Consider the following 23,997-nt stretch of genomic DNA (forward strand, 5'->3'; position numbering starts at 1 on the left):
CATGACCCGCGCCCCGCTGGTCGAGATCCGCGACCTGGCCGTGTCGTTCGACGGCGCGCCGGCGCTGCGCGGCATCTCGCTCGCCATCGGCAAGGGGGAAAGCCTCGGGCTGGTGGGGGAAAGCGGCTGCGGCAAGTCGGTGACGTGGCTGGCGGCGCTGGGCCTGCTGCCGGCCAAGGCGCGCGTGACCGGCAGCGTGCGGCTGGACGGCGAGGAGATCCTGCACGCGCCCGCCGCCACGCTGGACCGCGCGCGTGGCGGGCGCATCGCCATGATCTTCCAGGACCCCGCCAGCAGCCTGAACCCGGTGCACCGCATCGGCCGGCAGATCGTAGAATCCCTCAAGCTGCACCGAGGGCTGTCCGGTGATGCGGCGCGCGAGGAAGCCCGCCGCCTGCTGGACCAGGTGGGCATGCCCGACGCGCGGCGGCGGCTGGATGCCTATCCGCATGAGTTGTCCGGCGGGCAGAACCAGCGGGTGATGATCGCCATCGCGCTGGCCGGCCAGCCGGAGCTGCTGGTGGCGGACGAGCCGACCACGGCGCTGGACGTGACCATCCAGGCGCAGATCCTGCAACTGCTGTCCGACATCCGCCGCGACACCGGCATGGCGCTGGTCCTCATCTCGCACGACCTCGGCGTCATCGCCGAGACCTGCGACCGTGTGGCGGTGATGTATGCCGGCCGCATTGTCGAGGAAACGCGCACCGAGCGGTTGTTCGAGGCGCCGACCCACCCTTACGCCGAGGGGCTGATGGCCGCGCTGCCGCCGCTGCACGGCCCGCGCCGGCCGCTCGCCGCCATTCCCGGCGGCGTGCCGGAGCCCTGGGCCATGCCGCCCGGCTGCGCCTTCGCCCCCCGCTGCCCGCGCCGGGTGGCCGCCTGCGACGCCACCTGCCCGCCGCTGCTGCCGGTGGTGCCGGGGCACCGCGCCGCCTGCATCCGCCCCGGCAGCGCGCCGGTGCGGGCGCCGCTCTCGCCCCGGCTGCTGCCGGCATGACGCCGCTGTTGCAGGCGCGCGGGCTGGTGCGCCGCTACGTGATGCGCCGCGGCCTGCTGGGCCGCGCCACGGAGGTGCGCGCGGTCGATGGCATCTCCCTGAACCTTTATCCCGGCCAGGTGCTGGGGCTGGTGGGCGAGTCCGGCTGCGGCAAGTCCACCACCGGCCGCATGGTGCTGGGGCTGGAGACGCCCGACGCCGGCGACGTGACCTTCGAGGGCGCGGCCATGCCGCCCCCCGGCACCACCGAATGGCGCCGCCAGCGGGCGCGCATGCAGATGGTCTACCAGGACCCGCTGGGCGCGCTGGACCGCCGCCTGCCGGTGGCGGCGCAGATCGCCGAGCCGCTGGAGATCCACGGCCTCGGCGGCGCCACGGAGCGCGCCGCGCGGGTGGAGGCATTGCTGCGCCAGGTGGGCCTGCGCGGCGACCACGGCGCGCGCTACCCGCATGAGCTTTCCGGCGGCCAGCGGCAGCGCGCCGTGCTGGCGCGCGCCCTGGCGACCGACCCGGTGCTGCTGGTGTGCGACGAGCCGATCAGCGCGCTGGACGTGTCCATCCAGGCGCAGGTGATGAACCTGCTGGTGGAGCTGCAGCAAAGCCGCGGCATCGGCATGCTGTTCGTCAGCCACGACCTGCGCGCCGTGCGGCAGATGAGCCAGCGGGTGGCGGTGATGTATCTCGGCCGCATTGTCGAGGAAGGCGAGCCGGACGCCGTGCTGCACGACCCGGCGCACCCCTATGCGCAGGCGCTGGTCTCGGCCATCCCGGACCCGCAGCGGCGCGGCCACCGCATCGTCTTGCAGGGCGACCCGCCGAACCCGGCGGCGCGCCCCAGCGGCTGCGCCTTCCACCCCCGCTGCGCCATGGCCACCGCCGTCTGCGCCCGGGAAACCCCGGTGCTGAAGCCGCGCGCCGCCGACGGCCGCCTGGTCGCCTGCCACGTGGTGCATGGCGAGGCCGGCGCCACTTTGCAAAGGGCCGCGTGAATGCTGCGCTTTCTCGGCACGCGCCTGGCGCGCGCCCTGCTGACCCTGGTGCTGGTCGTCACCTTCGCTTTCGTGGTGCTGCGGCTGTCGGGCGACCCGGCGCTGCTGATCATGTCCGCCGACGCGCCGCCCGAGGCCATCGCCGCTTTTCGCCGGGCCTGGGGGCTGGATGACCCGATCTGGGTGCAATACCTCAACTACTTCGGTGCCATATTCCACGGCGACCTCGGCCGCTCCATGCGCGACGGGCGCGACGCGATCGACCTGGTGGCCGAGCGCATTCCGGCCACGCTGGCGCTGACCATCCCGGCGCTGGTCATCAAGATCGGCCTCGGCATCCCCGCCGGCGTGCAGGCGGCGCTGCACCGCAATTCCTGGGTGGACCGGCTGGTGATGTTCCTGGCCGTCGCGGGCTTCACCGTGCCGTCCTTCGTGCTGGGGCTCTTGCTGGTGCTGGTCTTCGCGGTGCAACTCGGCTGGCTGCCGTCCGGCGGCCAGGAAGGCTGGCGGCACGCCATCCTGCCCATCGTCACCATGGGCATGGGGGGTGCCGCCGTGCTGGCGCGCTTCACGCGCTCCGCGATGCTGGAAGTGCTGGGCCAGCCCTACATGCGCACGGCGCTCGCCAAGGGCGTGCCCTGGCATGTCGCGGTGCGGCGCCACGCGCTGCCCAACGCCGCCATCCCGACCGTCACCATCGTCGGCTTCATGGTGGGCAGCCTGCTGGCGGGCGCGGTGGTGGTGGAAAGCGTGTTTTCCTGGCCGGGCGTCGGGCGGCTGCTGGTGGTGGCCGTGGCCAACCGGGACCTCGCCGTCGTGCAGTGCATCCTGCTGCTGGTGGCGGCCACCATGGTCGCCGCGAATTTGGTGGTGGACCTGCTGTACGGCGTGCTCGACCCGCGCCTGCGCGTTTCGACGGCAAAGGCCTGAAGCATGTCCGACCTCGCCCTGTCCGCCGAGCCCGCCGTCGCCGCGCCCCCGCGCCGCAAGCGCGCCGGCATCCCGCCCGCCATCATGCTCGCCTTGCTGTGGGTGGCGCTGATGCTGTTCGTGGCGCTGGCGGCGGACCTGATCCGGCCCTTTCCCTACACCGCGCTGGACCTGCGCAACCGCCTGGCGCCGCCGGTCTTCATGGGCGGCCCCTGGCTGCACCCGCTGGGCACGGACGAGCTGGGGCGGGACGTGTTGTCGCGCCTGATCGCCTCCATCCGCATGTCGCTGCTGATCGCCTTCGGCGCCACCATCATTGCCGCCGTGCTGGGCACCGTGCTGGGCTTTCTGGCCGCCCATTTCCGCGGCATTGTCGAGCAGGCGGTGATGGCGCTGGTGGACTTCCAGGCGGCCATGCCCTTTCTGATCCTGGCGCTGTCGGTGCTGGCCTTCTTCGGCAACTCGCTGACGCTGTTCATCTGCCTGCTCGGCCTGCACGGCTGGGAACGCTATGCCCGCATCGCGCGCGGGCTGGCCATCAGCGCCGGCGCGCAGGGCTACGCGGCGGCGGTGCAGCAGCTCGGTGCCTCGCCCTGGCGGGTGTATGGGCGGCACGTCCTGCCGAACATTGCCTCGACGCTGATCGTCTCGATGACACTGGCCTTTCCCGAGATCATCCTGCTGGAAAGCGGGCTGTCCTTCCTCGGCCTCGGCGTGCAGCCGCCGTCCACCTCGCTCGGCAACATGGTGGGCTACGGGCGGGAATACCTGACGCGGGCGCCATGGATCCTGCTGGCGCCATCCACCATCATCGTCCTGACGACGCTGTCCATCTCGCTCCTGGGCGACTGGCTGCGTGACCGGCTGGACCCGACGCTGCGGTGAGGGGGTAAGGGCCGGGGGAAGGAATTCCCCCGGCCCCTGAGAAATGGAAGAAGGGGCCCGGGGAAGTCCTTCCCCGGCCTTGCCTTCAATCCGCCTGCACCTTCCCGTCCCGCACCACCTGTCCCCACTTCTCGATCTCGGCCGTCAGGAACTCGCGAAAGCGTTCGGGGGTGGAGGGCATGGGGGTGGAGCCCTCGGTCGTCAGCCGCTCGCGCATCGCGGGCAGGGCGAGGGCCTTGCCGATCTCGGCGTTGAGCTTCGTGACGACGGCGGCGGGCATGCTGGCGGGGCCGACCACGCCGGTCCAGTTCACCGCCTCGAAGCCCGGGTAGCCGGATTCCGCGATGCTCGGCACTTCCGGCAGGCTGGGCAGCCGGTCCAGGGAGGTGACGGCCAGCGCGCGCATGTCACCGGAATCCAGCATGCCGCGCACGGCCAGCGGGTTGGCGGAATAGATCTGGATGCGGTCCGCCATCAGGTCGGTCATCACCTGCCCGGCGCCGCGATAGGGCACGATGACGATGTCGATCTCCGCGCGGCGGACGAACATCTCGACCGACAGGTGCCCCACCGTGCCGCTGCCGGGGTGGCCGGCGGTCAGCGCGCCCGGGCGGGCCTTGGCGGTGCGCACCAGGTCCGACAGCGTCTTCATGGGCGAGGCCTTGGCGACCACCAGCACGTTGGGCTGCGAGGCCACCAGCGAGATCAACGAAAGGTCACGCAGCGGCTGGTAGGGGATGGTGGGGTAGAGCGTCGGGTTGATGGCGAGGTTGGAGGTCTGCCCCAGCCCGATGGTGTGCCCGTCCCGCGCCGTGGCCACGGCGTCGATGCCGATGTTGCCGCCGGCGCCGGGGCGGTTCTCCACCACCACGTTCCAGCCGGTGTTGGCGGTCAGGCGCTGCGCCAGCTCGCGCGCCACCACGTCGGTGCCGCCGGCGGGCGGGTAGGGGACGATCATGCGCAGCGGCCGGTCGGGCCAGGCGGCCTCGGCCTGGGCCAGGCGGGGCAGGACAGGCAGCAGCGCGGCGGCCTGCAGCAGGGTACGGCGGTTCATGGCGTTTCCTCGGGCCACCTCGGGGGCGGCCTCTTGTTTCAGTTCGGCAGGGTTGCGCGCAGCTGGGACAGGATCTCGTCCGTGTGCTGGCCGGGCGCGGGGAGGTCGGACCGCACGCCGAGCCGCTCCGCCCCGAACTGCACGGGCAGGGCGGGGACGCTGGTGGCGGTGCCGTCCGGCAGGGTCAGCGGCAGCAGCCCGCCATTGGCCCGCAGGTGCGGGTCCTCGAACAGATCGCCGGGCTGGTTGATGCGGGCAAAGGGCAGCCCGGCCTTCTCGCACAGCGCTTCCAGCTCGGCGGCGCTGCGCCGGCCGAGCAGTGACTGCACCAGCGGGATCAGCGTGTCGCGCCCCTGGGCGCGCAGCGTGTTGCTGCCCCATTCGGGACCGAGCAGCGACGGCTCGCCCAGGGCGGCGGTGAAGATCTCCCACTGCCGCTCGGTGACGACGCCAATGAACAGGCTGATGCCGTCCGCCGCCTGGAACACGTCGTAGACGCCCCAGGCGCGCTTGCCGGCGGCCATGGAGGGCGGTGCCGCGCCGGTGATGGCCTGCTGCAGCATGTGGGTGGACACCAGAAAGGCGGCGTTCTCGAACAGCCCGGACTGCACGTATTGCCCGCGCCCCGTCTGCTCCCGGGCCCGCAGCGCCGCCAGGATGGCGATGGCGCCGAACATGCCGCCCATCATGTCGTTGACCGGCGCGCCGGCGCGCAGCGGGCGGCCGGGCGGACCGGTCATGTAGGCGAGGCCGGACATCATCTGCACCACCTCGTCCAGCGCCGTGCGCTGCTCGTAGGGGCCGGACAGGAAGCCCTTCAGCGAGCAATACACCAGGCGCGGGTTGCGGGCGGAAAGCGCGTCAAAGCCGAGGCCCTTGGCTTCCAGCCCGCCGGGGCGGAAGTTCTCGATCACCACGTCGGCGGTGTCGCAAAGCTTCAGCAGCGTTTCCACGTCGGCCGGGTCGGCGGTGTCGAGCTGCACGGACTTCTTGTTGCGGCTGAAGGCGGCGAAGAAGCCGGTGCCGGAGGAGGTGAGGTAGCGCGTGCGGTCGCCGCGGCCGTGCGGCTCGATCTTGATGACCTCGGCGCCGAGGTCGGCCAGCACCAGCCCGCAGGTCGGGCCCATCACCATGTGGGAGAACTCGACGACGCGGATGCCCGCCAGCGGCAGGGCCGCGCTCATGCCGCGCGCTCCGTGCGGGTGGCGCGCCCGGTACCCTCGGGCACCGCGCCGCGCGTGGCGTAGGAAAAGCCCTTCTCGGTGCCGACATCGGGGATGTGGCCGTAGAGCGCCTCGCCCGGCAGCGCTTCCGCCAGCACCGCGCGCGCCTCGGCCAGCTTGGCGAGGTCGATGCCGGTGTCGAGGCCCATCGCTTCCAGCATCCAGACCAGGTCCTCGGTGACGATGTTGCCGGTGGCGCCCGGGGAATAGGGGCAGCCGCCGATGCCGCCCTGCGAGGAGTCGAAGGTGGAAACGCCGACTTCCAGCGCCGCCACCACATTGGCCAGCCCCTGGCCGCGCGTGTTGTGCAGGTGGGCGCCGCCGGCCTTGCCGCCGAGCTCGGCGTGCAGCCGGGTGAACAGCCGCTTCACCTGCGCCGGGTTGGCGTAGCCGACGCCGTCCGACAGCCCGACGCTTTCGGCCCCTTGCGCCGCGAGGCGCACCGCGATGTCGATCACCCGGTCCTCCGGCACCGCGCCCTCGATGGTGCAGCCGAAGGCGGTGGACACGCCGACCTCGATCTCCGGCCGCGCGCCCTCGGGCAGGCCGTTCCGCCAAGCCATGATCTCGCCGATCTGCGCGATGGCGTCGTCGGTGCCTTTGCCGACATTGGCACGGCTGTGGGAATCGCTGGCCGAGACGGGGATGGTGATCTTGTGCGCGCCCGCCGCCGCCGCGCGCTGCGCGCCCAGGAGGTTCGGCGCCAGCGCCAGCACGGTGATGCCGGGGATGCGGAGCGCCGCCGCCACCACCTCCGCCGCATCCGCCATCTGCGGCAGGCGCTTCGGGTTGACGAAGGAGCCGACCTCGATCTCCCGGAGCCCGGCCGCGGCCAGCGCCTGGATCCAGCGGATCTTGGCGGCCGTCGGCATGGTGCGGTGGATGGATTGCAGCCCGTCGCGCGGGCCGACTTCGCTGACCAGGACGGCCATGGGCGCGCCTCCTATTTTCTATTGTGCAGAAATTATTTCTTCTGTTAGGAAATATACGAAACGGCCAGCCACAGGGTCAAGCACCATGAACGACCCCACCCCCCGCCGCCGCGGCCGCCCCCGCGCGACCGACGCCGCCGAGGCGCCGCGCGTCGAGGCGGTGGAACGCGCCCTGTCATTGCTGGAAACCTTCGCCGACGGCCGGCCCCGGCTGTCGCTGGCCGAGATGGCGCAGCGCGCCGGGCTGTACCCCAGCACCGTGCTGCGGCTGGCGGCCTCGCTGGCGCAGTTCGGCTACCTCCGGCGGGACGAGGACGGGATGTTCCGCCTGGGCCCGGCGCCGCTGCGGCTGGGGGCGCTGTACCAAGCGGGCTTCAACCTGGCCGAGGTGCTGCGCCCGGCGCTGGCCCGGCTGGTGGAGCGCAGCGGCGAAACGGCGGCCTTCTACGTGCGTGATGGCGAGGACCGCATCTGCCTGTACCGCCAACACGGCCCCCGCCCGATCCGCCACCATGTGGAGGAAGGGGCCCGGCTACCGGTGGCGGTGGGCGCCAGCGGGCGGGTGCTGAGCGCCTTTGGCGGCGGCACGACGGAGCTGGACGCGGCCATCCGCACCGCCGGCGTGTATCTGTCGCGGGGCGAGCGGGACCCGGAATCGGCGGCGGTGGCGGCGCCGGTGCTGGGGGCGGGCGGGCGGCTGGTCGGCGCGCTCAGCGTCACCGGGCTCTTGGGGCGCATCGACACCCCGGACAGCCCGGCGCTGCTGCGGCTGGTGGCGGAGGAGGCCGCCGCCGTCAGCCGCATGCTGGGCGGCTAAAGGAAGCGGTGCCCCACCGCCGGGTGCGGCGCCGCGAGGCGCGGGCCGGCGCCGAACAGCTTGTCGCGCAGCGTGCCGGGGGCATAGGCGGTCTTGAAGGCGCCGCGCTCCTGCAACAGCGGCACGACCATGGCCACCACGTCCTCCAGCCCTTCCGGCAGCACGGTGCGGGACAGGTTGAAGCCGTCCACGTCGGCCTCCGCCACCCAGCCCATCAGCGCGTCGGCCACCTGTTCGGCGGAGCCCACGATGGGCGGCTGGCGGCTGCCCAGGATGAACTGGTCGATCAGCCGCCGCTTGGTGAAGACCGGGCCGGCCGCGCGCTTCATCGCCTCCACGTTGGACTGGATCGCCTGGGTGGGCGCGGTCTCGATCGGCTCGTCCATGCCAAAGCGGGCGAAATCGATGCCGAGGGAGGCGGAGGCATGCGCCAGCGCGCCTTCGACGCTGGCGTGGCGGCGGTAGTCCTCCAGCTTGTTTCGCGCCTCGGCCTCGGTGCGGCCGACCACCAGGGTGGCGCCGACCAACACCTTCAGCGGCCGCTCGGCCTGGGTTCGCAGCCCCGCCACCAGCTTGGCCACCGCCGGCCTGGCACCGCCATTGACGAAGACGCATTCCGCGTGCCGGGCCGCGAAGCGCTGCCCGCGCGCCGAGGCACCGGCCTGGAACAACAGCGGCGTGCGCTGCGGCGAGGGTTCGCAGAGATGCACCGCGTCGATCCGGTACTGCGCGCCGTGGTGACGCACGGCCCGCACCCGGGCCGGATCGGCGTAATGCCCGGCCGCCGCGCCGCGCGCGCGGGCGTCCTCGGACCAGGAGCCTTCCCACAGCGCGTAGGCGAGGTCCATGTATTCGTCGGCCAGGTCGTAGCGGTCGTCATGCGCCATTTGCTGCGCCAGCCCCATGGCGCGCGCCGCGCTGTCCAGGTAGCCGGTGACGATGTTCCAGCCGATGCGCCCCTGCGTCAGGTGGTCCAGCGTCGACATGCGGCGGGCGAAGAGATAGGGCGTCTCGTAGGCCAGGTTGCAGGTGATGCCGAAGCCGAGATGCTCGGTCACCGCCGCCATCGCCGGCACCAGCAGCGCCGGGTCCAGCAGCGGCACCTGCACCGCCTCGCGCAGCGCGGCGTCGGGGCTGCCGCCGAAGACGTCGTAGATACCGAGCACGTCGGCCAGGAACAGCCCGTCGAACAAGCCGCGCTCCAGCGTGCGGGCCAGCGAGGTCCAGTGCCGCAGCGAGGCGTAGTTCGTACTGGTGTCGCGCGGGTGGCGCCACAGGCCCTGCTGGATATGGCCGACGCAGGCCATGTCGAAGGCATTGAGGATGATCTGCCGGGGCGCGCTCACAGAAAGCGGCCGCGTTCGAAGATTTCCAAGGTGTAGTCCTTGTAGCTCATGCCGAGTTCCTCCGCCCGTGCTAGCCGGCGCAGGGCGACCTCGCGCGGCGGCGTCTTCCAGGCCTTCTTGTGGGCGCGGCGCCACACGAACTGCCCCCAGGTGACGGCGTGGTCCGGTTCGTCCAGCGGCGGTCCGCCATTATGCCCGATGGTCATGCGCGTTCCCCGTGACAGGCGATGCTGCGATCACTATGATGGACGAATGACGACGATACAAGATGAGTCGGCGCTCACCGCCTCGCTCGCCGCCCGCCTGCGGCTGGAACGCGAGGCGCGCGGCTGGTCGATCGCCGAGCTGGCGGAACGCTCGGCGGTGTCGCGCGCCATGATCAGCAAGGTGGAGCGTGCGGAGGCCAGCCCGACGGCGGCGCTGCTGGGGCGGCTGGTGGCGGCGCTGGGGCTGACGCTGTCCACCCTGCTGGCGCGGGCGGAAGGCGATGCCGGGCAATCCGGCCGCGTCGCCCGTGCGAAAGACCAGCCACTGTGGCGGGACCCGGAAACGGGCTACCGCCGCCGCGCCGTCTCGCCCCGGGGCACGGTGCCGGAGCTGGTGGAGGTGGAGCTGCCGCCGGGCGCCGAGGTCGCCTATCCCGCCGCCACATACCAGGGATGGGCGCATGTGATCTGGGTTTTGCACGGCGCGCTGCTGTTCCACGAGGGCGCCGCGCGGCACCGGCTGGACGCCGGCGACAGCTTGGCGCTGGGGCCGCCGCAGGACTGCGCCTTTGTCAATGAATCGGAAAAGCCCTGCCGGTACCTCGTGGTCCTCGCACCGCGGTGATACCCTGCCGGCGACTTGAACCGGGGAAACGACCATGAGCCAGACCTTCGCCCTCGCCATCCATGGCGGCGCCGGCGCCATCCGCCGCGACCTGATGACGCCGGACGCCGAGGTGCAGTACCACGAGGGCCTGCGCCACAGCCTGCGCGCCGGCCACGCCGTGCTGGCCGCAGGCGGCAGCGCGCTGGATGCCGTGACGGCGGCGGTGATGTCGCTGGAAGACAACCCGCTGTTCAACGCCGGGCGCGGCGCCGTCTTCACCCGCGCCGGCGTGCAGGAGATGGACGCGGCGGTGATGCGCGGCGAGGACCGCGCAGCCGGCGCCGTCGCCGGCATCATGGGCCCGCGCAACCCCGTGCAGGCGGCGCGCGCGGTGATGGAACGCTCCGAGCACGTGCTGCTGATGGGGGCGGGCGCCATGGCCTTCCTGCGCGAGCAGAACCTCGCCATGGCGGAAGCCAGCTACTTCCACACCGACAGCCGCTGGCAGGCGCTGCAGAACGAGCTGGAGCGCCAGGCCTCCGCCGCGCCCGACACGCGCGACGATGCCGCCAAGCACGGCACCGTCGGCGCCGTGGCGCGCGACCAGCGCGGCAACGTCGCCGCCGCCACCTCCACCGGCGGCATGACCGCCAAGCTGCCGGGGCGCATCGGCGACAGCCCGGTCTTCGGCGCCGGCACCTGGGCGGACAACGAGACCTGCGCCGTTTCGGCCACCGGCCATGGCGAGTACTTCATCCGCTGGGCCGCGGCGCACGACATCGCCGCCCGCATGCGCTACCGCGGCGACACGCTGGCGGTGGCTGCGGAAAGCGTGGTGGAGGAGCTGGGGCGCATCGGCGGCTCCGGCGGGCTGATCGCTATCGACGCGGCGGGGCGCGTGTCGCTGCCGTTCAACAGTGCGGGGATGTACCGGGGGCAGATCGGCGCGGATGGGGTGGCGTGGACGGGGATCTATCGGGAGGCGATGCGCTCGTGACTCGAGAGGGGCTCTGCCCCTCTCAAACTCTCCCCGCCAGGGGATTGAATCCCCTGGACCCCCGATTGTGCTCGGCATTGCCCCTGGCAGGCGAAGCGTCAACAGATGGGGGTGCAGGGGATCCGATCCCCTGCCAGGGGAGCTTGAGGGGACAGCGTCCCCTCAACAGCGCCACGCCTTCAGGCCAGGTGGCACGCCGCCTCCCGCCCCTCTGCCACCGGCCGCAGCAGCGGCCGTTCCACCATGCAGCGGTCGAAGGCGAGCGGGCAGCGGGCGTGGAAGGGGCAGCCCGGCGGTGGGCGCAGCGGCGAGGGCAGCTCGCCCGCGATGGGCTGGAAGCTCACCGCATCCGCGTCCAGCACCAGTTTCGGCACGCTATCCAGCAGGGCGCGGGTATAGGGGTGGCGCGGGTCGGCATAGACCGCGCCGGCGGGCCCGGTCTCGACGATGCGGCCGAGATACATGATGGCCACGCGGTCGCAGAGGTGGCGCACCACCGCCAGGTCGTGGCTGATGAACAGCATGGTCAACCGCAGCTCGCGCCGCAGCTTCAGGAACAGGTTGACGATCTGCGCCTGGATGGAGACATCCAGCGAGGCCACCGGCTCGTCGCAGACCAGGATGTCCGGCTGCATGGCCAGCGCGCGGGCGATGGCGATGCGCTGGCGCTGGCCGCCGGACATCTGGTGCGGGAAGCGGTCCGCGTAGTCCCGCGTCAGCCCCACCTGTTCCAGCCAGCGGCCAACATAGTCGCGGGCCTCGGCGCCTGTGGTCAGCTTGTGGGCGACGGGGCCCTCGGCGATCGCCTGGCCGACGCGCATGCGCGGGTCGAGCGAGGCGAAGGGGTCCTGGAACACCATCTGCACGCGGGTGGTGGCCTTGTGGCCGCCGCGCATTGGGGCCTCGCCGCCCAGCCGCGCTGTGCCGCTGCTGGGGGCGTGGATGCCGGCGACGACGCGGCCCAGCGTGGACTTGCCGCAGCCGGATTCACCCACCAGCCCCAGTGCCTCGCCCTGTTGCAGGAGGAGGTCCACGTCCTGCAAGGCGCGCAGGCGCGGCGGCCCCTCGCCGCGGCCGATGGCCATGCCGACGCGCTGCACCAGCGAGGGCCGCTTGCCGAAGACCTTGCTGACGCCTTGGAGGGAAACCAGCGCGGTCATGCGGCGAGGTCCGGCAGGGGGTGGTGGCAGCGGAAGTCGCGCCCGCCCTCGGCCGTGATCCCCGGCATGGTCTGCGCGCAGAGCGCGGTGCCGGCGGGGCAGCGGGCGATAAAGGGGCAGCCGGGCGGCAGGTCCAGCAGCGATGGCGTGGAGCCGGGGATCTGCCGCAGGTCCTGCCCCGGCTCGGCCTGGGAGGGCAGGGAGTCCAGCAGCCCGCGCGTGTAGTGGTGGCGCGGCGCGGACAGCACCTGCCCGGTCGGCCCGCTTTCCACGATGCGCCCCGCATACATCACCGCGATCTTGCCGGCGAGCGAGGACACGGTGGCGAGGTCGTGGCTGATCCAGATCAGCGCCGTGCCGGTCTGGCGCACCAGATGCTTCATCTCGGCCAGGATCTGCGCCTGGATGGACACGTCGAGCGCCGTGGTCGGCTCGTCCGCCACGATCACGGCGGGGCTGTGCAGCAGGGCGATGGCCAGCGCCACGCGCTGCCGCATGCCGCCGGAGAATTCGTGCGGATAGGAATCCAGCCTGCGCGCCGCATCGGGAATGCCGACGCGGTTCAGCACGTCGGTGCAGCGGGCGGTGGCCTCGGCCTCGCTCATCTTCTCATGCGCGGCCAGCGCCAGCCGCATCTGGCGGCGGACGGTGAGCACCGGGTTCAGCGTCATGGCCGGGTCCTGGAAGACCATGGAGATGGTCTTGCCGCGCAGGCGGCGAAGCTCGCGCTGCGGCAGGCCGACCAGCTCCTGCCCCATCAGCTTGACCGACCCGGCGGCGATGCGGCCGGGCGGGTCGATCAGCCCGAGCAGGGAAAAGCCGGTGATGCTCTTGCCCGAGCCGGACTCGCCCACCAGCCCCATCACCTCGCCGCGTTCCAGCGTGAAGGAGATGCCGTCCACCGCCTTCACCACGCCCGCGCGGGTGTGGAACTGGGTGGCGAGGTCTCGCACCTCCAGCAGCGGGGCGCTCACCGGCGCAGCCTCGGGTTCAGTTGGTCGCGTACCTGGTCGCCCACCAGGTTGATGGCGACGATCAGCACGATCAGCGCGACGCCCGGGTAGATCGAGATCCAGTAGCGGCCGGACAGCATGTACTGGAAGCCGTTGGAGATCAGCATGCCGAGGGACGGCTCCGTCGGCGGCAGGCCAACGCCGAGGAAGGAGAGGGTGGCTTCCAGCGAGATGGCGCTGGCCACCTGCACCGTGCCCACCACCAGCAGCGGCGCCATGCAGTTGGGCAGGATGTGGCGGAACACCACGGTGCGGCCGGGCAGCGGCGTGGACAGCGCCGCTTCCACATAGTCCTTCTGCCGTTCTGCCACCGCCGCGCCATGCGCGGTGCGGGCGAAGTAGGCGTATTGCGCGGCCACCAATGCCGCGATCAGCGGCCAGCGCCCCTGGCCCAGCAGCGCCGCCAGCACGAAGGCCAGCAGGATGGCGGGAAAGGACAGTTGCAGGTCGACGATGCGCATCAGCACCGCCTCCACCCGCCCGCCCAGATAGGCCGCCGTGGTGCCGATGGCGGCGCCCAGCGTGAAGGCCACGGCGCCGGCGACCAGCCCCATCTGCAAGGAGATGCGCAGCCCGTAGAGGATGGCGGACAGGAGGTCGCGCCCCTGCGCGTCGGTGCCCAGCAGGTGGGTGTAGCCGTTGGTGCCGACGTAGCCGGGCGGCCGCCGCGCGTCGCGCAGCGTCAGCGACGGCAGGTCGTAGGGGTCCTGCGGCGCGAAGAGCGGCGCCAGCACGGCCAGCAGCACGATCAGAAGCACCACGATGGCGGCAGCCAGCGCCACCTTGTTCTCGGCGAATTCGCGCGCGAAGCGGCGCAGGTTGGGCGACAGGATCACGCGTTGCGCCCCCGGCGGATGCGCGGGTCGAGCAGCGCGTAGGCGAGGTCGACCAGGAGGTTGATGGTGATGAACAGCAGCGCGACCAGCACCAGGTAGGCGACCATCACCGGCCGGTCGAGCGAGCCGATGGAATCAATGATCAGCTTGCCGAGCCCGGGCCAGGAGAAGATGGTTTCCGTCACCACCGCGAAGGCCAGGGTGGAGCCGAACTCCAGGCCGAACACGGTGACGATCGGCACCAGGATCAGCCGCAGCACGTGGTGGCGCAGCACGGTCCATTCCGACAGCCCGGCGGCGCGGGCGAACTTCACGGTGTCCGACAGCATGATCTCCCGCGTGCCGGAGCGCGCCAGCCGGATCATCATGGACAGCTTGAACAGCGCGAGGTTGGCGGCCGGCAGCAGCAGGAACTTCCAGCCCTCGGCCGTCAGGAAGCTCCAGTCCATGCCGAGCACGGCGACGGTGGGGCCGCGGCCGCCCGCCGGCATCCAGCCCAGCGTGACGGCGAAGGTGAGGATCAGCACCAGCCCCACCCAGAAGGAGGGGACGGAGAAGCCCAGCACCGACAGCGCCATGACCGCCTTGGCCGCCGGGCTGTCCGGCTTGTAGCCGGCATACATGCCGAGCGGCACGCCGATCAGCGTCGCGCTGATCACCGCGATCAGGGTCAGCTCCAGCGTCGCCGGCAGCCGCGAGCCGATCAGCTGCAGCACGGGGATGTTGTAGACGAAGGAGGCACCGAGGTCGCCCTGCAGCAGCCGGCCGAGAAAGCGCAGGTACTGCACGTAGAGCGGCTGGTCGAAGCCATAGGCCGCGATGGCCTGGGCGCGGATTTCCTGCGTGGCATCCGGCGCCAGCATGACGTCGATCGGATTGCCGATGGCGAAGACGCCGAGGAACACCAGCATCGACATGACCAGCATCACGGCCACGGCCTGCGCCAGCCGGCCGGCGATGAATCCCGCCATCTCAGTCCCAGTCCTGCTCGATGGCCGCGCGCGTCTCGGCCACCGCCACCTCCCAGATCGCCAGCATCTCCGCGTCGGGGCGACCGTAGCGGCCGTGGAAGTTGCCGTCGCCCAGGATCTCGCGCCGTGTCAGCGGGTCCACGCGCGCCATGCGCTCCAGCGCCGCGCGGGGCTTCACGCCGTCCGGCTGCGGGCGGCCGGGCAGGCGGGTCCAGGGGAAGTTCTCCATCCAAGAGGCGTGCGAGGCCTCGGGGTCCGTTTCCCGCACCTTCTCCAGCGTCCGGGGCGCCCGCCACCAGTCGTGCAGCTTGACGCGCGCATCGGTGCGCCGGCCCAGCCATTCCGCGAAGACGGTGCCGACCGGCGTGTTGCCGCCATGCCCGTTGACCACCAGGATGCGCCGGAAGCCGCCGCGGTACAGGCTTTCCAGGATGTCTTCCAGCACGGCCGCATAGGTCGCCATGCGCAGCGACACGGTGCCCGGATAGGCCGCGAAGCCCGGCACCATGCCGTAGGGCAGCACGGGAAACACCGGCACGCCGGACAACGCCGCAGCCTCCTCCGCCACGCGGCCGGCCAGGATGCTGTCGGTGCAAAGGCTCAGATAGGCGTGCTGCTCGGTGCTGCCGATGGGCAGCACGCAGCGGTCGTCCTGCGCCGCGCGCACGGCCATTTCCATCCAGTTCATGTCGGCTGCGAGCATGCCGGCGGCGCGTCCTCGGGGTCGTGGTCGGGGTTGGCGATAAAGTCCCGAATGGAACTTGTTATGGAGATTGACGGGCGGTTTCAGGCGGTGTCAAGTTCCAACTGGAACGATCATCGGGCGCCGAAAGGTTGCAAAGCACGCCGTGAGACTGGCTTTCGAGGATGCCGACATCGCAGAACCGGACGCCGGCGCGGGCCTCGCGCCGCTGCTGTCCGCCAAGCTGTGGAACAACCCCTGCTGGCTGTCCTTCCGTGTCAACTTCGCCGCCGCCGCCTTCAACCGCCACGTTTACCCGGGCATCGAGCGCCGGCACGCGCTGAAGCGGCAGGAAGTGATGGTGATCTATTCGCTGCGGCTGCGCGACGGGCTGAGCGCCAGCGAGATCGTGCAGTCCTCGGCCTTTCCCAAGAACACCATCAGCCGTGCCATCCAGGTGCTGATCGGCCGCAAGCTGATCCGCCGCGCGACGGATGCGAGCGACCGGCGCAGCTTCGTGCTGCGCCTGACCCCGGCGGGCGAGCGCATCGTCGACGAGGCGATCCCCCCCATGGTCGAGCGCGAGCACGAGATGCTGTCCGCCCTTTCGCCGGCCGAGCAGCACATGCTGCACGCGCTGCTGACCAAGATGATCGTGGCCTCGCCCACGTGGCGCGAGTCCTGCGAGCCAGAGGAGAAACCGGCATGAACCGCCCGACCTGCAGACTGTTGTCCCGCCGCGCGCTGGCCACCTGGCTCGCGCTCACCCCCGTGCTGGCCGCGGCACCCGCCATGGCCGCCGAAACGCTGACCGTCGGCGTGCGCGCCGGGCCGCTGTCGATCGACCCGCACTTCACCGCCAGCGCCACCAGCGCCGAGGCGCTGAAGCACGTGTTCGACACGCTGGTCGTGTCCGGCAACAACCTGGAGCTGCGCCCGGGGCTGGCCGAAAGCTGGACGGCGATCGACGCCACCACCTGGGAGTTCAAGCTGCGCCAGGGGGTCAAGTTCCACGACGGCTCGGACTTCACGGCCGAGGACGTGAAGTTCTCCATCGAGCGCATTCCGCTGGTCACCGGCCCCAACCCCGCCACCATCTACGTGCGCCGGGTGAAGGAGGTGCAGATCGTCGACCCGCACACCATCCGCATCGTCACGCCGACGCCGGCGCCGACGCTGCCCAACGACTTCGTGCGGCTGTTCGTGGTGTCCAGCAAGGCGGCGCGCGACTTCTCCACGCGCGAGACGGCGAACGAGGGCTTCAACACCGGCCGCGCCGCCATCGGCACCGGCCCCTACCGCTTCGTTTCCTGGACGCCCAAGGAGCAGCTCGTCCTCGACCGCTTCGACGGCTACTGGGGCGGCGCCGAGCCCTGGGACCGGGTGATCCGCAAGGAACTGCCCAACGACACCACGCGCGTGGCCCAGCTCAAGGCCGGGCAGGTGGACATCATCGCCCGCGCGCCCGCCGCCGACGTGCCGACGCTGGAGCGCGACCGCAGCCTGGCGATCGTGAAGACCGACAGCGCCTACATGTTCTACATGGAGTTCGACTTCCGCGAGAGCTCGCCCACCATCACGGCGCGCAACGGCAGCGCGCTGCCGGCCAACCCCTTCCGCGACCCCCGCGTGCGCGAGGCGATCGACATCGCGATCGACCGCGAAACGCTGGCCGAGATTGCCATGGAAGGCATGGGCAAGCCGGGCACCCAGCTCGTGACGCCGCAGATCTTCGGCTACAACGCGCAGCTGCCCGTCACCAAGCCCGACCCGCGGCGCGCCCGCGCCCTGTTGGCCGAGGCCGGCTACCCCAACGGCTTCCGCGTGCCCTTCAACTTCACCAATGACGGCCTGCCGGGCGACCGCGCGGTGGGCACCTCCATCTCGCAGATGCTGTCGGCGGTGGGCATCGACGCGGTGGCCAACGCGCAGCCGGGCGCGGTGTGGTCGCCCGCCCGCACGCGCGGCGACTACGCCTTCTACCAGGGCGGCTGGGGCACGCTGACGGGCGAGGCGAACTACACCCTGTCCTCCCTGGTGCACAGCAACGACCCGGCCAAGCGGATGGGCGCCTTCAACAACCGCAACTACCGCAACGCCGAGCTGGACCAGGCGATCGAGGCGGCGGACGTGGAGATGGACGAGGCCAAGCGCCGCGCCTATCTGGAGCGCGCCGCCGCCATCGTGGCGCAGGACCGCCCCTCGCTGCCCATCGCCGGCATCGTCACCGCCTGGGCCATGCGCCGCGACCGCGTGACCATCACCCCGCGCGCGGACGAGGACACGCTGGCCATGAACATCCGCCGCCCGGCCCGCTGAGCCGCCGCTTGGCCGGCGGCGGGGGTTGGCTTATCCCTGCCGCCGGCTTCCGGATGCTTCGCCCATGTTCTCCGCCCCCGATCTCGCCGCCGCGCTGGACCGCCTGAAGGCGGCGGCGCCGCTGGTCCACAACATCACCAACACCGTGGTCGCCAACTTCACCGCCAACGCCCTGCTGGCGGTCGGCGCGTCCCCCGCCATGGTGCAGGCGGAGGAGGAGGCGGGCGAGTTCGTGCTGCGGGCGCAGGCGCTGGTGGTCAACATCGGCACGCTGTCGGCGCCGCAGCGCGCGGCCATGCGGGTGGCGGTGGCCGCCGCCAGCCCCGCCGGCATTCCCTGGGTGCTGGACCCGGTGGCGGCCGGTGCCACCGCCTATCGGCTGGACACGGCGCGAGAGCTGCTGGCGCGCCGCCCCACCGTGCTGCGCGGCAATGCCTCGGAAATCCTGGCGCTGGCGGGGCAGGGTGGCGCCTCGCGCGGGGTGGACAGCACGGCGGCGGCGGAGATGGCGCGCGACGCGGCACGTATGCTGGCCCGCCAGGGTGGCATCGCCGTCGCCGTCACCGGCGCGGTGGATTACGTGACGGATGGCGAGGCGATGCTGGGCATCGCCAACGGCCACCCGATGCTGACCCGCGTCACCGGCACGGGCTGCACCGCCACGGCACTGACGGGCGCCTTTCTCGGCGCCGGCCTGCCCGGCGTGGCGGCGGTGGCCTCGGCGCTGACCCTGCTGGGCGTGGCGGCGGAGGACGCGGCAAGCGGCGCCGCCGGCCCCGGCAGCTTCGCCGTGGCGCTGCTGGACCGGCTGCATGCGATGGACGGCGCGACGCTCGCCGCCCGCGCCCGCTGGCGGTGATGGGGTGACGCGGCGGCCCCGGGCGGGCCATGATGGCCGGGCAACGGTACCGCGAGGACGACGCGCATGGATGTTCCCGACCTGAAGCCGCATTCCTCCCACTGGGGCGTGTTCCGCGCCGGCTGGCAGGGCGACACGCTGGTGGTGGAGCCGCATCCCTCGGACCCCGACCCCTCGGCCATCCTGCAGAATTTCCCCGAGGCCGTCCGCCACCGCGCCCGCATCGCGCAGCCGATGGTGCGGCGCGGCTGGCTGGAGCATGGCCCCGGCCCCACCGACCGGCGCGGGCGGGACGAGCTGGTGCCCGTGTCCTGGGACCGCGCGCTGGACCTGCTGGCGGGCGAGCTGCGGCGGGTGCGGGACGCGCATGGCGTCGAGGGTATCTTCGGCGGCTCCTACGGCTGGTCCTCCGCCGGGCGGTTTCATCACGCGCAAAGCCAGGTGCACCGCTTTCTGAACATCGCCGTCGGCGGCTACGTCCGCTCGGTCAACAGCTACAGCGCGGGGGCGGCCAACGTCATCCTGCCGCACATCCTGGGGCCGTTCGAGCCGGTGACGCGCCACAGCGTCACGTGGGAGGCCATCGTCCAGCATACCGGGCTGGTGCTGGCCTTCGGCGGCATGGCGGTGCGCAACAGCGCGGTGGGCGGCGGCGGCGTCAGCCGCCACGTGGAGCGCGGCGCAATGCGCGAGGCCGCGGCGCGCGGCTGCCGCTTTCTGCTGTTCGGCCCGCTGCGGGACGACCTGCCGCAGGAAGCCGGCGCCGAATGGGTGCCGCTTTCCCCCGGCACCGACACCGCGCTGATGCTGGGCCTGGCGCATACGCTGGCGACCGAGGGGCTGCACGACCGGGCCTTCCTGGACCGCTTCTGCGTTGGCTACCCGGAGTTCGAGGACTACCTGCTGGGCCGCACGGACGGCGTGGCCAAGGACGCCGCCTGGGCCAGCGCCATCTGCGGTGTGCCCGCCGACCAGATCATGGCCATCGCGCGCCAGGCGGCCGGCCAGCGCGTGCTGGTGACCATGGCGCATTCGCTGCAACGCGCCGAACATGGCGAGCAGCCGGTCTGGATGGGCATGGTGCTGGCGGCGATGCTGGGGCAGATCGGCCTGCCCGGCGGCGGCTTCAACTACGCGCTCGGCTCCATCGCGCATTACGGCAAGCGCATGGTGGCGGTGCCGGTGGCGGGCCTGCCGCAGGGCCGCAACCCGGTGCGCGCCTTTATTCCCGTGGCGCGCATCAGCGACATGCTGCTGAACCCCGGCGCGCCCTTCGACTACAACGGGCAGGCGCTGACCTATCCGGACGTGAAGCTGGTCTACTGGGCCGGCGGCAACCCGTTCCACCACCACCAGGACCTCAACCGCCTGCGCGAGGCCTTCGCGAAGGTCGACACGCTGGTGGTGCACGAAAGCGCCTGGACCGCCACCGCGCGCCACGCCGACATCGTGCTGCCCGCGACCATGACGCTGGAGCGCGAGGATATCGGCGCCACCACCACCGACCCGCTGATGGTGGCGATGCACCGCCTGGCCCCGCCCTTCGCGGAAGCGCGCGACGACTACGACATCTTCGCCGCCCTGGCCGAGCGCCTGGGCAAGCGCGAGGAATTCACCGAGGGCCGCGACGCGCGAGGCTGGATCGAGCATCTCTACGAGCGCACCCGCGCCGCGCTGGCCGAAAAGAACCTGCCCGCCCCCGACTTCGAGACCTTCTGGCAGCAGGGCGAGCTGGAGATGCCGCTGGAGGAGGACACCGGCGGCATCGTCGGCGCCTTCCGCCGCGACCCGGAAGCGGCACCGCTGCCGACGCCGAGCGGCAAGGTGGAGATCGCCTCCGCCACCATCGCGGCCTTCGGCTACGACGACTGCCCCGGCCACCCGACCTGGATGGACCGCGTGGAAGTGCCGGGCGGCGAGGCGCCGCTGTGGCTGGTGGCCAACCAGCCCGCCACCCGCCTGCACAGCCAGCTCGACTTCGGCGGCACCAGCGCCGGCTCCAAGCATCGCGGCCGCGAGGTGATGCGCATCCACCCCACGGATGCCGGCGCGCGCGGCGTCGCGGAGGGCGACATCGTCCGCCTGTTCAACCAGCGCGGCGCCTGCCTCGCCGCCGCCGCGCTGAGCGAGGACCTGATGCCCGGGGTGGTGCAACTGCCCACCGGCGCCTGGTACGACCCGGCCGACGCCGAGGACGCCAAGCCGCTCTGCGTGCACGGCAACCCCAACGTGCTGACGCGCGACGCCGGGACCTCCCGTTTGTCGCAGGGCTGCACAGGGCAGTTGACGGCGGTGCAGGTGGAACGCTTCACGGGCAACCTGCCGCCGGTGAAGGCCTGGGACCCGCCGGTGGGGTGAGAAAGGTCGGGGGAAAGAATTCCCCCGAACCCCCATCTTTTTCCTGATCCATGGCGCTGCGGGCGTGGTACGGGCGAAACGTCTGAACGGCCGCAGCCGGATGACAGGCAAAAAGAAAAGAAGGGGTCCGGGGAATTCTTTCCCCGGCCTTTTTCTCAGATCGGCGACCCCGGCGGCACCGGCAGCGTTCCCGCCTTCCGAAAGTTTTCCGGCGCGTGGAAGAAGGCGTCAATCATTTCCATCGCCTCCGCCCGATGCGCCGCCGTCACGGGGTCCGCGTCCGGCCACGCCGTGCCGCGGAGCCCGCGCACCGCCTGCCGCGCCAGCGCGCGCACGATGGGCGAGCCATTGGCGGCCAGCGCCAGCAGGTGGCGCAGCGCCACGTAATCCACCCGCAGCTTCACCGCGCCGGCCAGGCCTTCGGGCGCGGCGGCGTGCCAGGTGGCGTCCAGCAGGGCGGCGAGCACGTCGTGCAGGCCGGGCAGGGTGCTGTCGCGCGCGTGGTGCTCGGCGAGGCGCGCGGCGCGGTCGGGAGCCAGCAGCAGGGCCAGGGTGTGGGTGGCGGCGGCCTCGGCGGCGCCCAAGGGGTCGAAGGTCAGGCCGGTGTGGCCGGGGAAGCTGTCGCGCGTGCGGTTGAGTTCCGGCGGGCGGGGCGGCAGCAGGGCGAGCAGGGATTCCGGCAGGGTCAGCGCCGCCGGATCGAGGGTGGCCAGCACGGCGCGCAGCGCGCGGCGCTGGTCGTCGGCCGGCACCAGGGTGGCGGGCTTCTGGCCGTCGCCGCGCAGGGCGTAGCGGAAGTCGAGGCCGCCCAGCAGCTTCACCGCCGCCTCGGTCTGGTAGCGGTGCAGCAGGAAGAGGGGCACCAGCAGGTCGGCCAGCGAGGCCAGCGGGCGGCCGGGCTTGATGGCGCGCTCGCCGAAGCGCGACAGGGCGGCGGCGCGCACCCGCATCAGCCGGTCGAGTTCCTCGGCCGCGTCGGCGCCGGTGTCCCAGTGGTGGCCCTTGGGGTGGACGCCGCTGTCCGGCATGCCGTCCTGCTGCGCCAGGGTGTAGAGGCCCTCGTTCCGCTCGGCATCCATCAGGATGGCGTCCAGCCCGGCCCTTTCCTGCTCGGGCGTCGTGCCGGGCGGGAACTGGTGGTAGCCCCAGGTGATGGAGATCTCGTCCCAGCGGCCGATTGCGGTGCCGTAGGCGGCGGAGAGATCCACCTTGCCTTCGGCATCCAGTGTCAGCAGCGGCGCCGGGTAGTCGCAGACCGACATGTCCTGGCCGTGGATGCTGGCGATGTGGTTGTGGTCCAGCCCCAGCGTGTGGCCGACCTCATGCGCCGAAAGCTGCCGCAGGCGGGCCAGCATCAGTTGCTCCACCTCGGGGCAGGGGGTGCCGTCCTCGTAGGGGGACAAGAGCGCCTCGGCGATGCCGCGCAGGTGGCGGTCGCGCAGCGCGGTGATGGTGACCTGGCCCTGGATGATCTCGCCCGTGCGCGGGTCCCAGATCATGGTGCCGTAGGAAAAGCCGCGGGAGCCGCGCGGCACCCAGGTGATCATGTTGAAGCGGATGTCGAGCGGGTCGGCATCCTCCGGCAGGAATTCCACGCGGAAGGCATCGCGGAAGCCGGCGGCCTCGAAGGCGCGGTTCCACCAGCGGGCGCCTTCCAGTAGCGCGGTCCGCATCGGCTCCGGCGCGCCGCGGTCGAGGTAGTAGGTGATGGGCTCGACCGGGTCGCTCAGCAGGGCGGTGGGGTCCTGCTTTTCCAGCCGGTGGCGGATGGCGTAGTGCACATCCATCGGCTGCTCCAGCGAGCGGCCGAAATCGTGGAAGATGACGCTGTTGAAGAAGGAGCTGCGCGGGTCGAACTCGCGCGGCTTGTAGCCGTCGTCGGGCAGCTCGATGAAGCAGTGGCGCAGCCGCAGCGTGATGCTGCGCGGGTCGGGCGCCATCGCCGCCAGCCCCTCCGTGCGGCCATCGCCCCACCAGAAGGGCAGGCGCTGGGCCTGGGGGTTGCTGAAGGTGAGGATCGCCTCGGCCTGGCTGTTGCGGGGAAAGGCGCGGGTGCCTTCATCCGCGATGGCGCAGCGCGCGGCATCCAGCGTGTAGCTGCCTTCGCCCAGTGCCGAGAGCTGCCCGGCCAGCCCGCGCGAATCCCGCAGGAAAAAGGCGGTGGCGTCGGCCAGCAGCGCGCCGTCGCGCTCTTCCGCGATGTCGAAGCGCCACAGCACGGATTCGGCGAAGGACTGGCGCACCGCCAGTTTCTGTGGCGCCTCGGGCGATGAGGTGCGCCAGGCCCAGTTGGGCGCCACCAGCAGCAGGGCCGTGCCGCGCCGCTCGAAGCGCACGATGGTGGGGCGGCTGAGGTCGCCGCGCTGCATGCGGTTGTCGCCCAGCGCGTGGGACAGGCGGTCGAGATAGAGGAAATCCTCGCCCAGCCGCCGCACCTCGATGAACAGGCGGCCGGCGTTCTCGTCCCACAGCAGCGGCACGAAGCCGTCCAGGCGCCGCGCGCGGGCGAGGGGACCGGCGGCGCGGTCGGGGATGTCGTGCAGGGGCTGGGGCGTTCTCATGGCGCGGCAGCATTCGCCCGGGGCGGCGCGCGGTCAACCGCTTCCCCCCGCCGGGCCGCTTGGCGCTGAAGTGCGGCATTGTCGCCGTGCTAGGGGATGCGGCGTTCCGCGAGCGGCTGATCCTGGTCGGCCTCGCGCCCGGGCAGCAGCCCGACGGCCTGGCGGAGGCACGTGGCTTCTTGTCGCGCGGGGTCGCGACGTTGCAGGACGTGGTGCAGCGCACGGGCGCGCGGCTGGAACACTAAGGGCGCA

General features: G+C 71.9%; 23 protein-coding genes. 12 read left to right on the top strand and 11 right to left on the bottom strand.

Features of this window, described 5'->3' with window-relative positions; all coding sequences use genetic code 11:
* Position 1: 1 nt before the first annotated feature.
* The 4 genes from IAI59_RS09250 to IAI59_RS09265 are packed head-to-tail and all read left to right on the top strand — an operon-like array spanning position 2 to position 3,804.
* Positions 2 to 1,000 carry an ABC transporter ATP-binding protein gene (locus tag IAI59_RS09250; RefSeq protein ID WP_207416253.1) on the top strand — a complete coding sequence of 333 codons (999 nt, stop codon included), beginning with the start codon at positions 2 to 4 and terminating at the stop codon, positions 998 to 1,000.
* Positions 997 to 1,989 carry an ABC transporter ATP-binding protein gene (locus tag IAI59_RS09255; RefSeq protein WP_207416254.1) on the top strand — a complete coding sequence of 331 codons (993 nt, stop codon included), beginning with the start codon at positions 997 to 999 and terminating at the stop codon, positions 1,987 to 1,989. The genes IAI59_RS09250 and IAI59_RS09255 overlap by 4 nt, the downstream gene beginning before the upstream one ends.
* Positions 1,990 to 2,919: an ABC transporter permease gene (locus tag IAI59_RS09260; RefSeq protein WP_207416255.1), complete on the top strand. Its 930-nt coding sequence runs from the start codon at positions 1,990 to 1,992 to the stop codon at positions 2,917 to 2,919.
* A gap of 3 nt (positions 2,920 to 2,922) precedes the next feature.
* Complete coding sequence (locus IAI59_RS09265; RefSeq protein ID WP_207416256.1) at positions 2,923 to 3,804, top strand: ABC transporter permease; 882 nt, start codon at positions 2,923 to 2,925, stop codon at positions 3,802 to 3,804.
* A gap of 85 nt (positions 3,805 to 3,889) precedes the next feature.
* On the opposite strand, the gene IAI59_RS09270 is transcribed toward IAI59_RS09265, so the two are convergent.
* The 3 genes from IAI59_RS09270 to IAI59_RS09280 are packed head-to-tail and all read right to left on the bottom strand — an operon-like array spanning position 3,890 to position 7,013.
* A complete protein-coding gene (locus IAI59_RS09270; protein ID WP_207416257.1) occupies positions 3,890 to 4,858 on the bottom strand; it encodes a Bug family tripartite tricarboxylate transporter substrate binding protein in 969 nt (322 codons plus the stop codon).
* A gap of 38 nt (positions 4,859 to 4,896) precedes the next feature.
* On the bottom strand, positions 4,897 to 6,042 hold the full coding sequence (locus IAI59_RS09275; protein WP_207416258.1) for a CaiB/BaiF CoA transferase family protein: 1,146 nt from the start codon (positions 6,040 to 6,042) through the stop codon (positions 4,897 to 4,899).
* Positions 6,039 to 7,013 (bottom strand): hydroxymethylglutaryl-CoA lyase, encoded by a 975-nt coding sequence (locus tag IAI59_RS09280; RefSeq protein ID WP_207416259.1) that lies wholly within the window; start codon positions 7,011 to 7,013, stop codon positions 6,039 to 6,041. Before IAI59_RS09280 ends, IAI59_RS09275 begins: the two co-directional genes overlap by 4 nt.
* 85 nt (positions 7,014 to 7,098) lie before the next feature.
* On the opposite strand from IAI59_RS09280, the gene IAI59_RS09285 reads away from it, so the two are divergent.
* Positions 7,099 to 7,830 carry an IclR family transcriptional regulator gene (locus IAI59_RS09285; protein ID WP_207416260.1) on the top strand — a complete coding sequence of 244 codons (732 nt, stop codon included), beginning with the start codon at positions 7,099 to 7,101 and terminating at the stop codon, positions 7,828 to 7,830.
* Here the strand turns inward: IAI59_RS09285 and IAI59_RS09290 are convergent.
* On the bottom strand, positions 7,827 to 9,176 hold the full coding sequence (locus IAI59_RS09290; RefSeq protein WP_272877385.1) for an LLM class flavin-dependent oxidoreductase: 1,350 nt from the start codon (positions 9,174 to 9,176) through the stop codon (positions 7,827 to 7,829). The genes IAI59_RS09285 and IAI59_RS09290 overlap by 4 nt on opposite strands.
* Positions 9,173 to 9,382, bottom strand: coding sequence for a hypothetical protein (locus IAI59_RS09295; RefSeq protein WP_207416261.1), 210 nt, complete (start codon positions 9,380 to 9,382; stop codon positions 9,173 to 9,175). Before IAI59_RS09295 ends, IAI59_RS09290 begins: the two co-directional genes overlap by 4 nt.
* Before the next feature lie 46 nt (positions 9,383 to 9,428).
* Between IAI59_RS09295 and IAI59_RS09300 the strand changes: the two genes are divergently transcribed.
* Both IAI59_RS09300 and IAI59_RS09305 read left to right on the top strand, forming a co-directional pair.
* The gene (locus IAI59_RS09300) at positions 9,429 to 10,007 is read left to right on the top strand and encodes a helix-turn-helix domain-containing protein (RefSeq protein ID WP_207416262.1); all 579 of its coding nucleotides are present in this window, start codon (positions 9,429 to 9,431) and stop codon (positions 10,005 to 10,007) included.
* Between the two features lie 34 nt (positions 10,008 to 10,041).
* A complete protein-coding gene (locus IAI59_RS09305) occupies positions 10,042 to 10,986 on the top strand; it encodes an isoaspartyl peptidase/L-asparaginase family protein (RefSeq protein WP_207416263.1) in 945 nt (314 codons plus the stop codon).
* A 179-nt stretch (positions 10,987 to 11,165) separates the two neighbouring features.
* Here IAI59_RS09305 and IAI59_RS09310 read toward each other — a convergent pair whose 3' ends face one another.
* From IAI59_RS09310 to IAI59_RS09330, 5 genes are read right to left on the bottom strand one after another with little or no spacing between them, the layout of a single operon-like run.
* Positions 11,166 to 12,146 carry an ABC transporter ATP-binding protein gene (locus tag IAI59_RS09310; protein ID WP_207416264.1) on the bottom strand — a complete coding sequence of 327 codons (981 nt, stop codon included), beginning with the start codon at positions 12,144 to 12,146 and terminating at the stop codon, positions 11,166 to 11,168.
* Positions 12,143 to 13,120 (bottom strand): ABC transporter ATP-binding protein, encoded by a 978-nt coding sequence (locus IAI59_RS09315; RefSeq protein ID WP_207416265.1) that lies wholly within the window; start codon positions 13,118 to 13,120, stop codon positions 12,143 to 12,145. The genes IAI59_RS09310 and IAI59_RS09315 overlap by 4 nt, the downstream gene beginning before the upstream one ends.
* The gene (locus IAI59_RS09320; protein ID WP_207416266.1) at positions 13,117 to 13,995 is read right to left on the bottom strand and encodes an ABC transporter permease; all 879 of its coding nucleotides are present in this window, start codon (positions 13,993 to 13,995) and stop codon (positions 13,117 to 13,119) included. The genes IAI59_RS09315 and IAI59_RS09320 overlap by 4 nt, the downstream gene beginning before the upstream one ends.
* The gene (locus IAI59_RS09325; RefSeq protein ID WP_207416267.1) at positions 13,992 to 14,966 is read right to left on the bottom strand and encodes an ABC transporter permease; all 975 of its coding nucleotides are present in this window, start codon (positions 14,964 to 14,966) and stop codon (positions 13,992 to 13,994) included. Before IAI59_RS09325 ends, IAI59_RS09320 begins: the two co-directional genes overlap by 4 nt.
* Before the next feature lies 1 nt (position 14,967).
* Entirely contained in the window at positions 14,968 to 15,669 is a 702-nt protein-coding gene (locus tag IAI59_RS09330; protein WP_207416268.1) for a creatininase family protein, read from the bottom strand.
* A 145-nt stretch (positions 15,670 to 15,814) separates the two neighbouring features.
* On the opposite strand from IAI59_RS09330, the gene IAI59_RS09335 reads away from it, so the two are divergent.
* The 4 genes from IAI59_RS09335 to IAI59_RS09350 all read left to right on the top strand — a co-directional run bounded on the left by IAI59_RS09335 (position 15,815) and on the right by IAI59_RS09350 (position 21,184).
* The gene (locus IAI59_RS09335; RefSeq protein WP_207416269.1) at positions 15,815 to 16,357 is read left to right on the top strand and encodes a MarR family winged helix-turn-helix transcriptional regulator; all 543 of its coding nucleotides are present in this window, start codon (positions 15,815 to 15,817) and stop codon (positions 16,355 to 16,357) included.
* Positions 16,354 to 17,967, top strand: coding sequence for an ABC transporter substrate-binding protein (locus IAI59_RS09340; protein ID WP_207416270.1), 1,614 nt, complete (start codon positions 16,354 to 16,356; stop codon positions 17,965 to 17,967). Before IAI59_RS09335 ends, IAI59_RS09340 begins: the two co-directional genes overlap by 4 nt.
* A gap of 64 nt (positions 17,968 to 18,031) precedes the next feature.
* Positions 18,032 to 18,826, top strand: a complete 795-nt coding sequence (thiM, locus tag IAI59_RS09345; RefSeq protein WP_207416271.1) for a hydroxyethylthiazole kinase — start codon at positions 18,032 to 18,034, stop codon at positions 18,824 to 18,826.
* 66 nt (positions 18,827 to 18,892) lie between these two features.
* Positions 18,893 to 21,184: a molybdopterin guanine dinucleotide-containing S/N-oxide reductase gene (locus IAI59_RS09350; protein ID WP_207416272.1), complete on the top strand. Its 2,292-nt coding sequence runs from the start codon at positions 18,893 to 18,895 to the stop codon at positions 21,182 to 21,184.
* A 155-nt stretch (positions 21,185 to 21,339) separates the two neighbouring features.
* On the opposite strand, the gene IAI59_RS09355 is transcribed toward IAI59_RS09350, so the two are convergent.
* Complete coding sequence (locus IAI59_RS09355) at positions 21,340 to 23,745, bottom strand: zinc-dependent metalloprotease (RefSeq protein WP_207416273.1); 2,406 nt, start codon at positions 23,743 to 23,745, stop codon at positions 21,340 to 21,342.
* 59 nt (positions 23,746 to 23,804) lie between these two features.
* On the opposite strand from IAI59_RS09355, the gene IAI59_RS09360 reads away from it, so the two are divergent.
* Positions 23,805 to 23,990 (top strand): hypothetical protein, encoded by a 186-nt coding sequence (locus tag IAI59_RS09360; protein ID WP_207416274.1) that lies wholly within the window; start codon positions 23,805 to 23,807, stop codon positions 23,988 to 23,990.
* The last annotated feature ends 7 nt before the right edge of the window (positions 23,991 to 23,997 follow it).

This window comes from Roseomonas haemaphysalidis (assembly GCF_017355405.1).
Taxonomy (GTDB): domain Bacteria; phylum Pseudomonadota; class Alphaproteobacteria; order Acetobacterales; family Acetobacteraceae; genus Pseudoroseomonas; species Pseudoroseomonas haemaphysalidis.

Excerpts from the sequence above, each read along its gene's own strand:
- IAI59_RS09305 (WP_207416263.1), top strand. The coding sequence starts at position 10,042 with ATGAGCCAGACCTTCGCCCTCGCCATCCATGGCGGCGCCGGCGCCATC.
- IAI59_RS09355 (WP_207416273.1), bottom strand. The coding sequence starts at position 23,745 with ATGAGAACGCCCCAGCCCCTGCACGACATCCCCGACCGCGCCGCCGGT.
- IAI59_RS09255 (WP_207416254.1), top strand. The coding sequence starts at position 997 with ATGACGCCGCTGTTGCAGGCGCGCGGGCTGGTGCGCCGCTACGTGATG.
- IAI59_RS09300 (WP_207416262.1), top strand. The coding sequence starts at position 9,429 with ATGACGACGATACAAGATGAGTCGGCGCTCACCGCCTCGCTCGCCGCC.
- IAI59_RS09350 (WP_207416272.1), top strand. The coding sequence starts at position 18,893 with ATGGATGTTCCCGACCTGAAGCCGCATTCCTCCCACTGGGGCGTGTTC.
- IAI59_RS09340 (WP_207416270.1), top strand. The coding sequence starts at position 16,354 with ATGAACCGCCCGACCTGCAGACTGTTGTCCCGCCGCGCGCTGGCCACC.
- IAI59_RS09260 (WP_207416255.1), top strand. The coding sequence starts at position 1,990 with ATGCTGCGCTTTCTCGGCACGCGCCTGGCGCGCGCCCTGCTGACCCTG.
- IAI59_RS09285 (WP_207416260.1), top strand. The coding sequence starts at position 7,099 with ATGAACGACCCCACCCCCCGCCGCCGCGGCCGCCCCCGCGCGACCGAC.
- IAI59_RS09310 (WP_207416264.1), bottom strand. The coding sequence starts at position 12,146 with ATGACCGCGCTGGTTTCCCTCCAAGGCGTCAGCAAGGTCTTCGGCAAG.
- IAI59_RS09250 (WP_207416253.1), top strand. The coding sequence starts at position 2 with ATGACCCGCGCCCCGCTGGTCGAGATCCGCGACCTGGCCGTGTCGTTC.
- IAI59_RS09275 (WP_207416258.1), bottom strand. The coding sequence starts at position 6,042 with ATGAGCGCGGCCCTGCCGCTGGCGGGCATCCGCGTCGTCGAGTTCTCC.
- IAI59_RS09280 (WP_207416259.1), bottom strand. The coding sequence starts at position 7,013 with ATGGCCGTCCTGGTCAGCGAAGTCGGCCCGCGCGACGGGCTGCAATCC.
- IAI59_RS09295 (WP_207416261.1), bottom strand. The coding sequence starts at position 9,382 with ATGACCATCGGGCATAATGGCGGACCGCCGCTGGACGAACCGGACCAC.
- IAI59_RS09325 (WP_207416267.1), bottom strand. The coding sequence starts at position 14,966 with ATGGCGGGATTCATCGCCGGCCGGCTGGCGCAGGCCGTGGCCGTGATG.
- IAI59_RS09265 (WP_207416256.1), top strand. The coding sequence starts at position 2,923 with ATGTCCGACCTCGCCCTGTCCGCCGAGCCCGCCGTCGCCGCGCCCCCG.
- IAI59_RS09270 (WP_207416257.1), bottom strand. The coding sequence starts at position 4,858 with ATGAACCGCCGTACCCTGCTGCAGGCCGCCGCGCTGCTGCCTGTCCTG.
- thiM (WP_207416271.1), top strand. The coding sequence starts at position 18,032 with ATGTTCTCCGCCCCCGATCTCGCCGCCGCGCTGGACCGCCTGAAGGCG.
- IAI59_RS09330 (WP_207416268.1), bottom strand. The coding sequence starts at position 15,669 with ATGCTCGCAGCCGACATGAACTGGATGGAAATGGCCGTGCGCGCGGCG.